The organism is Arenibaculum sp. (assembly GCF_035998295.1).
Classification (GTDB): Bacteria; Pseudomonadota; Alphaproteobacteria; order Azospirillales; family Azospirillaceae; genus DASYHS01.
Genome location: NZ_DASYHS010000124.1, coordinates 1 through 8,471 on the forward strand (window position 1 = coordinate 1; position 8,471 = coordinate 8,471).

Below are 8,471 nucleotides of genomic sequence, written 5' to 3' on the forward strand. Positions count from 1 at the left end.
CGGGAAGACTGCGACCGCCGCAGGGCAGCAATCGAAAACTTGGCTGCTGCATGCCCGGCAACGCTGTGGCAAGGTCGTCCCGCGCATCGGAGAGCTCGCCACGATGAAGAACATTCTCTCGATCCAGTCCCACGTCGCCTACGGCTATGTCGGCAACCGCGCCGCGGTGTTCCCGCTCCAGCGGCTCGGCCACGACGTCTGGGCGGTCAATACCGTCCAGTTCTCGAACCACACCGGCTACGGCGCCTGGACGGGCGACGTGTTCTCGCCCGAGCACGTGGCGGCGGTGATCGAGGGCATAGCCGAGCGCGGCGCGCTGGCGCGCTGCGACGCGGTGCTTTCCGGCTACATGGGCGACGCGGCGCTGGGCACGGCGATCCTGGACGCGGTCCGGCGGGTGCGCGCCGGCAACCCGGACGCGGTCTATTGCTGCGACCCCGTGATGGGCGACGTCGGGCGGGGCTTCTTCGTCCGCCCCGGCATCCGCGAGTTCATGACCGAGCGGGCGGTCCCGGCCGCCGACGTCGTGACCCCGAACCAGTTCGAGTTGGAAGTCCTGTCCGGACGCACCGTCGCCACGATGGAGGACGCGCTCGCCGCGACCGCGGCCGTGCGCGCGCTGGGGCCGCGCCTCGTCATGGTGACGAGCCTGACCCGCAACGAGGCCGATCCCGAGACGATCGAACTCCTGCTCGACGGGCCCGACGGCGCGTGGCTCGCCGTGACGCCGCGCGTCCCGCTGGACCCGGCGCCCAACGGCGCTGGCGACGCGGTCGCGGCGCTGTTCCTCGCCAAGCTGCTGGACGGCGGCGATCCGGCCGCGGCCTTGGCCCATGCGTCGTCCGCGATCTGGGGCGTCATCGAGGCGACGCGCCGTGCCGGCACCCGGGAACTGGCGCTGATCCCCGCCCAGAACGAACTCGTCGAGCCGACGCGCCGCTTCACGGTCCAGAAGGTGCGCTGACCTCGGCGAATTGGGATTACCCTACCCCGTTGGGGCGAATTTCACAGCTTTGTCACGGCCGTGACGGTACCGTGGGGCACATGCGTTTCGTGTAGCCACGGATGGAAACGGTGCAGAACTCGCGCAGACGGATCATGGCGGCGGTGGTCGCCGCAGCCGCCGCCCTTTCCTGGTCGGCCCCCGCGACGGCCGACAAGGGAGGCCGTCATGGCCATTCCAAGGTCGAGAAGTGGGAATACGACGACGGCGCGTGCAAATACGAGTACAAGCGCACCCCCGGCGTCACCAAGGAAGAAGTCAAGTGCCGCAACCCGGTGCCCCGGATCGTATACCTGCGCGATCTGCCGCGGGCGGTTCCGGCCCAGGCCCCGGGCCTCGGCTCCCTGCGCTGCAACCGCGACCTCATCTTCGGGGTGCTGGGCGGTGTCGCGGGCGGCGCGATCGGCAGCCAGATCGGCAAGGGAGACGGCCGTACCGCCGCGACCATCGCCGGTGGTCTGCTGGGCGTGCTGGTCGGCGGCAGCATCGGGCGGTCCATGGACGAGGCGGACCTGGCCTGCTTCGGCCAGGCGCTCGAATACGGGTCGCCGACCCAACCGGTGGTCTGGCGCAATCCCGACGCCGGTGCCGACTACAGCGTGATCCCCGTGCGCAGCTTCCAGCAGGGCGGCGGACTGGATTGCCGGGAATACCGGACCCGGGTGATGATCGGCGGGCGCAGCGAGGAGGCCTACGGCACCGCCTGCCGCATGCCGGACGGCGACTGGAAGCCGATGAGCTGAAGCAATTACCTCTAAAGATTTAGTCCTTATGTAGTAACGCGATTGATAAAACGCCGGCGTTGTGCTGGACTCCCGCGAAAGGAGACTTTCCGGGATCTGGTCATGCGCATCGCGTGCATCTTCGCCGTCGTTCTGGCCGCCCTGGCGGCGCCGCTTTCCGCCCATGCGCAGACGACATCCCCGCCTGCATCCTCGCCTGCCGCCGTCGAGGTCGTCGGCGTCCAGCCGGCGGTGGCCGGGCTGCGCGACACGATCACGATCGAACTGCGCGTGCCACCCGGAGCCGACGCACCGGGCGCCACCGCGGGGGACACGTTGGCGCTGTTCCTCGGCGGACGGGAGATCGGCGGACTGAACGGCTCGGTCGAGACCATCGACGAGGCCGACGGCCTGCACCACCGGGCTACCTTCACCCTGATGCGCACGGAAGCCTCCAAGGACGATTGGGCCGTCCTGCTCGGTGCGCCCAGGCTCGCGGACCCGGTGCGCCGGATGCCGGTCAGCATCGGCGTTTCCGGGCAGCAGCCCTTCCCGACCAAGGCCAGCCTGGGCCTGCGGGTCTTCGATCCCGTCTGGGCATTTGGGCTGCTGGTGGCGGTCGCCCTGGTCGGGGCGGCGGTCGTCGCCTGGGCCGCGCGCACCGACCTGCTGCGCAACCCTCTCCCGTCGGACCCGCCGCCGCCCGACCTCGCGCCGAGCCGGCCGGTTCGCGGCACCTTCAGCCTGTCGCGCACGCAGATGGCGTGGTGGACGGTGCTGGTCTTCGCCTCCTTCGGCTTCATCTTTCTGCTGACCGGCGACTACGACACCCTGACCGTCGGCACGGTGGCCCTGCTCGGCATCGCCGGGGCGACGGCGCTCGGCTCGACCGTGGCGACCGCGGGCGCCGCCCCGGGCGCCGGAACGGGCCTCGGCTCGCCGGAGCGCGACCAGGCCGTCGCGGCGCTCAAGCAGCTCCGCCAGCAACTCGCCGACCTCCCCGCGACGGCGGGCGCCGCCGCGCGGGCTGCCCTGCAGGCCAAGGTCGCGGCTGCCGAGGCCCAGGTGTTCGGCAGCTCCAGGGGCTTCCTGCGCGACCTGCTGTGGGACGGCAACGGCGTCAGCCTGCACCGGCTGCAGGCCGTGCTGTGGACGGTGACGCTGGGCGTGGTGTTCCTGCTCGAGGTCTACCGCGTGCTCGGCATGCCGGACTTCAACGCGACCCTGCTGGCACTGCTGGGGATCAGCAACGGCACCTATGTCGGGTTCAAGCTCGCCGCCAGGAGCTGAGCCCTCAGCGGGCCAGATGCTCCGAGACCAGCTTCTCGGCGATCTGGACCGCGTTCAGGGCGGCGCCCTTGCGGAGATTGTCGCCGACGACCCAGAGGCTGAGGCCGTTCTCGACCGTGAAGTCGTCCCGGATGCGGCTGACGAAGACGAAGTCGTCGCCCGCGCATTCCACCGGGGTCACGTAGCCCTCGTCGGCGCGGTGGTCGACCACGCTGATGCCCGGCGCCTCGCGCAGGATCTCCCGGGCCTCGTCGGCGGACAGCGGGCCCTCGAGCTCGACGTTGACCGATTCCGCATGGCCGATGAAGACCGGCACCCGGACGCAGGTCGCCGACACGCGGATGGAGGGATCGAGGATCTTCTTCGTCTCGACCATCATCTTCCACTCCTCGCGGGTGGCGCCGTCGTCCATGAAGGTGTCGATGTGCGGGATCACGTTGAAGGCGATCTGCTTGGTGAAGCGCTGCTTCTCGACGGGGTCGTTGACGTAGATCGCCCGGGTCTGGCTGAACAGCTCGTCCATCGCCTCGTGCCCGGCGCCCGAGACGGACTGGTAGGTGGAGACGACGACCCGGCGGATGCGCGCCGCGTCGTGCAGCGGCTTCAGCGCCATCACCATCTGGATCGTCGAACAGTTCGGGTTGGCGACGATGTTGCGGCGGGAATACTGGGCGAGCGCCTCGGGGTTCACCTCGGGCACGACCAGCGGAACGTCGGGGTCCATCCGGAACTGGCTGGTGTTGTCGATCACGACCGCACCCGCGGCGGCCGCCTTCGGCGCGAAGCCGGCGGAGACCTTGGCGCCCGCGGAGGACAGGACAAGGTCGACGCCGCGGAAATCGAAGCCGGCCAGGTCGCGCACGTCCAGCACGTCGTCCTCGCCGTAGGAGACCTGCCGGCCGACCGATTTCTCGGACGCGAGCGCCACTACCTCGTCGGCGGGAAAGCGCCGGTCCGCGAGGATCGCGAGCATCTCACGCCCGACATTGCCGGTTGCGCCGACGACGGCAATTCTGTAGCCCATGAGAACGTCCTTTGCCCGGGTCCTGCCAAAGCCACCTGAATTAGGCCCTGGCCCGAAGCTTTGCAAGGGAAGGAGCGGACATGGACCGCCGGATCGGAACCTACGAGGAGTTCTGGCCCCATTACCTGGCCGAGCACAGCCGGCCCGTCACGCGGGCCTGCCATTTCGTCGGCACGGGTCTGGCCCTCGCCTGCCTCGCGGGGGCGGCCGCGACCCGGGACCCGCGGCTGGTCGGCGTGGCGGCCGTCTCCGGCTACGCCTTCGCCTGGATCAGCCATGCCCTGGTCGAGCGCAACCGTCCCGCCACCTTCACCCATCCGGTATGGTCGCTCGTCAGCGACTTCCGAATGTTCTTCCTGTTCGTCGCCGGGCGGCTCGACCTCGAGCTGCGCCGGCACGGTATCGGCTGAGGAGGCGGCGTGGCCACGCTCCAGGAGACGATCGCGCAGGCGATCAAGTCGGCCGACAGGTCGCTCTTCAACGAGGACTATCTCAAGCAGGCCAGCGCCGTCCTGATGGCCCTGCGCAAGGCGGGGTGGGAGATCGTGCCGCAGAAGCCGTCGGAAGGGCTGGTCGACTTCGCGTGCGACAACCTGCCGTTCGGACGCCTGAAGCAGCAGGACTTCGTCCGCGAGCTCTACGTGACCCTGGTGGAGAACGCCCGCCGGTTCCCGTGACCGGGCTCCGGCGGGGCGGTCCGCCGCATCAGGCCGAGAGCTTGTCCAGCTCGCGCAGGATCGAGTCACCCATCACGCCGGTCGAGCAGCGGGCCATTCCCGGCCCCATGATGTCGGCCGTGCGCATGCCGCCGTTGAGCACGTTCTCGATCGCGCGCTCGATCGTGCCCGCGTCCTCGTGCATGTCGAAGGAATAGCGCAGCATCATCGCGAAGCTGAGCAGCGTCGCGATCGGGTTGGCGAGATCGCGGCCGGCGATGTCGGGCGCCGAGCCGTGCACCGGCTCGTACAGGGCGCGGCGCTTGCCGCCGGTCTCCGCGCCCAGCGAGGCGGAAGGCAGCATGCCGAGCGAGCCGGTCATCATCGCCGCCTCGTCGGACAGCATGTCGCCGAACAGGTTGTCCGTCACGATCACGTCGAACTGCTTGGGCGCCTTGATCAACTGCATGGCGCAATTGTCGGCGTACATGTGCTGCAGCTCGACGTCGGAGTATTCCTCCTGGTGCAGCTTCGTCACCTCCTGGCGCCACAGCAGGCCGGATTCCATCACGTTCGCCTTCTCGACGGAATGGACCTTGCGGCTGCGCTTGCGCGCCAGCTCGAAGGCGACGCGCGCGACCCGTCGGATCTCCGAGGTGGTGTAGACCTGGGTGTTGACCCCCCGGCGCTCCCCGTTCGCCAAGTCCTCGATCCCGCGCGGCTCGCCGAAGTAGACGCCGCCCGTCAGCTCGCGCACGATCATCAGGTCGAGGCCGCGCACGATGTCCGGCTTCAGCGTCGATGCGTCCACGAGCGCGTCGAAGACGAGGGCCGGCCGCAGGTTCGCGAACAGCTCCATCTCCTTGCGCAGCCGCAGCAGCCCGGCCTCGGGCCGCTTGTCGAAGGACATCTGGTCCCATTTCGGGCCGCCGACGGCGCCGAGCAGCACGGCATCGACCCCCATCGCGTCGGCCATGGTCTCGTCGGAGAGCGGCACGCCGTGCTGGTCGATCGCGGAGCCGCCGACGAGGCCTTCCTGAACGTCGAAGGTGACCGATCGCCTGCGATCCATCCAGTCGATCACGCGGCGTACCTGGCGCATCACCTCCGGACCGATGCCGTCGCCGGGGAGGATCAGCAGCTTCTTGTTCGCGGCCATGAAGGAAGAACTCCGTGCAAATTGCCGTCTTGGGTATTTTCTATCGGAAGAAGGAGGCTGCCTAGCCCCCCTTAGGTCCCTATGCCCACAGCCAGGGCTGCCCGGCGCGCTGCCGGCCTTCGAAATCGTCGATGGTGGCGGCGCTCTGCATCGTCAGCCCGATGTCGTCGAGGCCGTTCAGCAGGCAGTGCCGGCGGAAGGCGTCGACCTCGAAGCGGATGCGCCCGCCGTCGGGGCCGGTGATCTCCTGCTTCTCCAGGTCGACCGTGACGGTGGCGTTGGCGCCGCGGCGCGCATCGTCCATCAGCAGGTCGACCTGATCCTGCGGAAGGACGACCGGGAGGATCCCGTTCTTGAAGCAGTTGTTGTAGAAGATGTCGGCGAAGCTCGGCGCGATCACGCAGCGGATGCCGAAGTCGAGCAGCGCCCAGGGCGCGTGCTCGCGCGAGGAGCCGCAGCCGAAATTCGCGCCCGCCACCAGGATCTTCGCGTCGCGATAGGCGGGCCGGTTCAGCACGAAGTCCGGTACCTCCCGCCCGTCCGGGGTGTAGCGCATCTCGTCGAAGAGGTGCTTGCCGAGACCGGTGCGCTTGATCGTCTTCAGGAACTGCTTGGGGATGATCATGTCGGTATCGACGTTGATCATGGGCAGCGGAGCGGCGATACCCGTCAGGGTCGTGAACTTATCCATGGGCGGAACCTCGAGCGAAGTAATATCGTTGCTTTCGGCTAATGCCAGGATGGGCTGTATTGCCACAGGCGCACCCCTGGCGGAAGGGTTTTTCGCGGAAGGCCTGCCTTGCGCCCGGCAGCGGATCTCCGCCGATGAACCGTTGGCGCGTGGGCCGTTTCCCGGAACAATGGAGGTCGGGCCTCCTTGCGACGGAGCGACGCATCCACCACATGGCTTCGGCTTCGGGACGGCCGAGTGGCAGAAGGAAACCGACATGATCATCGAGAGCGATCTGAAGCTGGACTTCAAGGACGTTCTGATCCGCCCGAAGCGCAGCACGCTCGCAAGCCGGAACGACGTCGACATCCGGCGCACCTTCCGCTTCCTGCACGGCGGCTCGGAATGGACGGGCTTTCCGCTGATCGCGGCCAACATGGACGTGGTCGGGACGATGGCGATGGCCCGGGCGCTTTCGGCGTTCGGCGCGATGACGGCGCTGCACAAGCACTACCCCGCCGAAGCCCTGGTGGATTTCTTCCGGCAGGAGGACACGGCCAACGTGTTCTACTCGCTCGGCACGACCGAGACCGACTACGAGAAGCTGCGCGCCGTGAAGAGCCGCGCTCCCGTCGGCAAGCTGTGCCTGGACGTCGCGAACGGCTACACCGAGAAGTTCGTGCAGTTCGTGAGGCGCATCCGCGACGAGAACCCGGATGCGGTCATCATGGCCGGAAACGTGGTCACCGGCGACATGACGGAGGCCCTGGTGCTGGCCGGGACCGACATCATCAAGGTCGGCATCGGCCCGGGATCCGTCTGCACGACGCGCAAGATGACCGGGGTCGGCTATCCCCAGCTCTCCGCCATCATCGAATGCGCGGACGCAGCCCACGGCCTGAAGGGGCAGGTGTGCGCCGACGGCGGCTGCACCGTCCCCGGCGACGTCTCGAAGGCCTATGGCGCGGGAGCGGACTTCGTGATGCTGGGCGGCATGCTGGCCGGCCACGACGAATGCGAGGGCGACATCCGGTACGAGGAGCGCGACGGCGAGCGGGTGCCGGTCGCCATGGCCTTCTACGGCATGTCCTCCGATACGGCGATGAAGAAATACGCCGGCGGCGTCGCCGCCTACCGGGCGTCGGAGGGCAAGACGGTCGAGGTCCCCTACCGCGGCCCCGTCGAGGGCACGATGCAGGAGATCATGGGCGGCGTGCGCAGCATGATGACCTATATCGGCGCCACCAGGCTGAAGGAGGTGCCGAAGCGGACGACCTTCATCCGCGTCGGCAGCCAGCTCAACACCGTATTCGGGGCCTGACGCCCCCTCCTTGGACACTTCCTCGCCTCAGAGCCTGTGAATGAATTGATCGCCATTGGCGTGTAGTGGCTGCCGTCGGGAGTCACGGGCGTTGGAATAGGTTAGAATCGCCATGTTGATGTCCTTGGGAGGCGGCGCGGCATGGCACCGGTTGAGAAGGAAGGATTGTTCGGTGACCTTCCGAGGCAGGTTGGACCGGCGGCACCGGTGGGCGGACGGCCGCGTCTGCGTCGGGCCGAGCGCGGGCAGGTCGAGCTGCGGGCGCTGAGCCTGGACGATCTGCTGCCGGCGGAGCACCGGGCGCGTCAGGTCTGGGCCTTCGTCGAGGGCCTCGACCTCGCCCCGCTTCATGCGGCGATCAAGGCGGTGGAAGGCCGGCCCGGTCACCCGCCGGCCGATCCGCGCGTGCTGATGGCGCTGTGGCTGTACGCCACGATCGAGGGCATCGGCAGTGCGCGCGCGCTGGCGCGGCAGTGCCGGGAGCACTTGGCCTTCCAGTGGCTGTGCGGCGGGGTCGGCGTCAACCACAAGACCCTGGCGGATTTCCGCGTCGGCCACGGCGCGCTGCTGGAGCGACTGCTGACCGACGGCTTCGCCGCGCTGCTCGCCGCCGGCGTGGCCAGCCT

At 68.7% G+C, this 8,471-nt stretch carries 10 protein-coding genes; 7 read left to right on the plus strand and 3 right to left on the minus strand.

Translation table 11 applies throughout. The features are described from left to right. Positions 1–103: 103 nt before the first annotated feature. The 3 genes from pdxY to VGO20_RS12700 all read left to right on the plus strand — a co-directional run bounded on the left by pdxY (position 104) and on the right by VGO20_RS12700 (position 3,015). Positions 104–964 carry a pyridoxal kinase PdxY gene (pdxY, locus tag VGO20_RS12690; protein WP_327502717.1) on the plus strand — a complete coding sequence of 287 codons (861 nt, stop codon included), beginning with the start codon at positions 104–106 and terminating at the stop codon, positions 962–964. A 110-nt stretch (positions 965–1,074) separates the two neighbouring features. Continuing rightward, complete coding sequence (locus VGO20_RS12695) at positions 1,075–1,746, plus strand: glycine zipper 2TM domain-containing protein (RefSeq protein ID WP_327502718.1); 672 nt, start codon at positions 1,075–1,077, stop codon at positions 1,744–1,746. Between the two features lie 102 nt (positions 1,747–1,848). Beyond that, entirely contained in the window at positions 1,849–3,015 is a 1,167-nt protein-coding gene (locus tag VGO20_RS12700; protein ID WP_327502719.1) for a hypothetical protein, read from the plus strand. Between the two features lie 4 nt (positions 3,016–3,019). Here VGO20_RS12700 and VGO20_RS12705 read toward each other — a convergent pair whose 3' ends face one another. Then, a complete protein-coding gene (locus VGO20_RS12705; protein WP_327502720.1) occupies positions 3,020–4,039 on the minus strand; it encodes an aspartate-semialdehyde dehydrogenase in 1,020 nt (339 codons plus the stop codon). An 80-nt stretch (positions 4,040–4,119) separates the two neighbouring features. Between VGO20_RS12705 and VGO20_RS12710 the strand changes: the two genes are divergently transcribed. Then, positions 4,120–4,449: an Mpo1-like protein gene (locus VGO20_RS12710; protein WP_327502721.1), complete on the plus strand. Its 330-nt coding sequence runs from the start codon at positions 4,120–4,122 to the stop codon at positions 4,447–4,449. Between the two features lie 9 nt (positions 4,450–4,458). After that, positions 4,459–4,716, plus strand: coding sequence for a hypothetical protein (locus VGO20_RS12715; protein ID WP_327502722.1), 258 nt, complete (start codon positions 4,459–4,461; stop codon positions 4,714–4,716). 28 nt (positions 4,717–4,744) lie between these two features. Here the strand turns inward: VGO20_RS12715 and leuB are convergent, their stop codons facing one another. After that, positions 4,745–5,854 (minus strand): 3-isopropylmalate dehydrogenase, encoded by a 1,110-nt coding sequence (gene leuB, locus VGO20_RS12720; RefSeq protein WP_327502723.1) that lies wholly within the window; start codon positions 5,852–5,854, stop codon positions 4,745–4,747. A 79-nt stretch (positions 5,855–5,933) separates the two neighbouring features. Beyond that, positions 5,934–6,545, minus strand: coding sequence for a 3-isopropylmalate dehydratase small subunit (gene leuD, locus VGO20_RS12725; RefSeq protein ID WP_327502724.1), 612 nt, complete (start codon positions 6,543–6,545; stop codon positions 5,934–5,936). A 256-nt stretch (positions 6,546–6,801) separates the two neighbouring features. On the opposite strand from leuD, the gene VGO20_RS12730 reads away from it, so the two are divergent. After that, positions 6,802–7,845 (plus strand): GMP reductase, encoded by a 1,044-nt coding sequence (locus VGO20_RS12730; protein ID WP_327502725.1) that lies wholly within the window; start codon positions 6,802–6,804, stop codon positions 7,843–7,845. A gap of 207 nt (positions 7,846–8,052) precedes the next feature. Beyond that, a partial coding sequence (locus tag VGO20_RS12735; RefSeq protein ID WP_327502726.1) for a transposase occupies positions 8,053–8,471 on the plus strand: 419 nt, incomplete at its 3' end.

What these genes read in the sequence shown, in the direction of transcription:
- pdxY (WP_327502717.1), top strand. Translation starts at nt 104, where the DNA reads ATGAAGAACATTCTCTCGATCCAGTCCCACGTCGCCTACGGCTATGTC.
- VGO20_RS12700 (WP_327502719.1), top strand. Translation starts at nt 1,849, where the DNA reads ATGCGCATCGCGTGCATCTTCGCCGTCGTTCTGGCCGCCCTGGCGGCG.
- VGO20_RS12705 (WP_327502720.1), bottom strand. Translation starts at nt 4,039, where the DNA reads ATGGGCTACAGAATTGCCGTCGTCGGCGCAACCGGCAATGTCGGGCGT.
- VGO20_RS12710 (WP_327502721.1), top strand. Translation starts at nt 4,120, where the DNA reads ATGGACCGCCGGATCGGAACCTACGAGGAGTTCTGGCCCCATTACCTG.
- leuB (WP_327502723.1), bottom strand. Translation starts at nt 5,854, where the DNA reads ATGGCCGCGAACAAGAAGCTGCTGATCCTCCCCGGCGACGGCATCGGT.
- leuD (WP_327502724.1), bottom strand. Translation starts at nt 6,545, where the DNA reads ATGGATAAGTTCACGACCCTGACGGGTATCGCCGCTCCGCTGCCCATG.
- VGO20_RS12730 (WP_327502725.1), top strand. Translation starts at nt 6,802, where the DNA reads ATGATCATCGAGAGCGATCTGAAGCTGGACTTCAAGGACGTTCTGATC.